The following is a 2,004-nucleotide window of genomic DNA, read 5'->3' on the forward strand; positions in this document are numbered from 1 at the left end:
ATTTTTAGTATAAAGCCACATAAAACAATCTCGAATAAGGAATCCAGCGTCATCGACAGCTGATACCATCCTGTGGTAAAGCCTTGGACTCGAAAAAGAAAAGAAAAAACCTCCCGGTTTTAAAGCTCTATATAATTCCTTAGATATTTCAAAATACCATTTATAGAAATTTACACCTTGTTCTCTGCTAAACTTCATCCCCGGAGGTAACGATTTGACTACATTGCAATGATCGGTCAGATTAGCAACTGCCTTATGCTTCCAATTGTTGTCCATTTTATCAAGAAAATAAGGCGGATCGGTTAGGACAAGGTCTATAGAATTATCATCGATTTGCTTTAAAACCTCAATTGCATCTCCCGATAGTAATTTGTTCACTAAATCAGCACACATAAGGATTTCCTCGATAGATTTCTATAGGTTTCCAATCCAGAATTTTTTTGAGTTAGCTTGATAACTTCGGGTAAAAAAAACAAATTCAGAGCATAATCCTGAGCGACAGAATTTGAAACACGAGTATCCTCAGTATGAAATCTGTTATTCTTCTTCAGTTTTGGAGGTTTCAATTTATATTTTTGTTGAATTTTAAGATACTTTTTTAGCATTAAATGAGTTATTCCAATATAGTTTTTTTTATCATGTAAAAGTCAAAATATATAGAGGAGCATTAAGCTTCCCTATCGCGCTAATTTACTTTGATTGGTATTTCCTTGCGCTTTTGCTCTTCTTTCTTTGGGAGAACGACCTTGAGAACGCCATCCTTGTAGCTCGCTAGAATCTTGGACTGATCTATTTCGGAAGGGATATAGAAACTTCGTTGGAAAGAGCCAAAAATCCGCTCATTGCGGTGCCAACTCTCGGTTTCTTTTCTTTCTTCCATTTTCTTTTCTCCAGAGATTGATAGCACTCCCTCGTGCATAGAAACGGAGATTTCTTCTTTTTTCATGCCGGGGATTTCGGCGATAACCTCGAGAGCATCGGTTGTTTCTTTGATATCGACACCAGGCGCCCATAGCGCAGGTCCTGTTTCCGAGAGATCTCCGAACATCTTGCGCATTCTTTTATCCACCTCATCTGACCAATCCATGATGTCTCCAAATGGTTTCCATCGAACGATTGCCATGTTTCACCTCCTTATTGATTTTATTATCATGACACCATATACATTACAGTCTGCGTGCCAGAATAACCATATTAGCTGTAATACATTATATTACAACTAGTTATTCAAATAGTGGGATGTTATAATGGATATTATTCAGTGACATATATTGTCAAAATATGGCATAGGCTGACTCCGAGTGTCAAATTATGTCATTTATGACAAATCGACGGCTTCGCAGATTCGGTTATCTTTTTTATAGAATCTTTTAACCCGCTCGGAAAGGCCGGTAAGTATCTCGTAATTGAGCGTTCCCGCCCAGATAGCATGATCTTCTGCAGTGATTGCCCCACCATTATCTTCACCGAGAATTACTACTATATCGTCGAGTTCGACAGAGCTTCCAGTAACATCGGCCATAGTCATGTCCATGCAAACTCGACCTACTAAAGGATATCTTTTTCCTCGGATAAGCACAAATCCTCGATTCGAAAGCGCTCGTCGTAGGCCATCACCGTAACCTGCGCGGATAACAGCTATGCTTTCTTTGCCGCGCGTGGTATAAGTTCTTCCATAGCTGATGCTTGTTCCCGGTGGGTATTCTCTTAGTTGAATTACCTTACTATATAATGAAAGAATTGGTTTGACCTTCACTGTGTTGGCTATTTCGGCCGATGGATAAAGCCCATAGGCCAGTATTCCTGGGCGAATGCCATTCCCATAAATGGGATGAGAAAGAATCCCCGCAGAATTGGATATATGAATAAGAGGAGGTGCTATACCAAGTGTATTGAGTTTCTCAACAACAGTCGCAAAGCGGTCGAGTTGCAATTTGGTAAATTCGATGTCTGATTTGTTCGTCGAATCGGCTACAGGGGAGTGCGAGAAAACTCCGGCTATCT

The 2,004-nt window shown here is 39.9% G+C and carries 3 protein-coding genes; all 3 read right to left on the reverse strand.

The features are described from left to right. The coding region (locus KAH81_10070; GenBank protein ID MCK5833998.1) for a site-specific DNA-methyltransferase at positions 1-393 on the reverse strand (393 nt) is incomplete at its 3' end. Positions 394-685: 292 nt separating this feature from the next. Next, positions 686-1,123: an Hsp20/alpha crystallin family protein gene (locus tag KAH81_10075; protein MCK5833999.1), complete on the reverse strand. Its 438-nt coding sequence runs from the start codon at positions 1,121-1,123 to the stop codon at positions 686-688. Positions 1,124-1,318: 195 nt separating this feature from the next. Further along, positions 1,319-2,004 (reverse strand): alanine racemase (gene alr, locus KAH81_10080; protein MCK5834000.1); only part of this gene is annotated, 686 nt, incomplete at its 5' end.

It is taken from the genome of bacterium, from assembly GCA_023145965.1.
Lineage (GTDB): Bacteria > UBP14 > UBA6098 > UBA6098 > UBA6098 > UBA6098.

What these genes read in the sequence shown, in the direction of transcription:
- KAH81_10075 (MCK5833999.1), bottom strand. Translation starts at nt 1,123, where the DNA reads ATGGCAATCGTTCGATGGAAACCATTTGGAGACATCATGGATTGGTCA.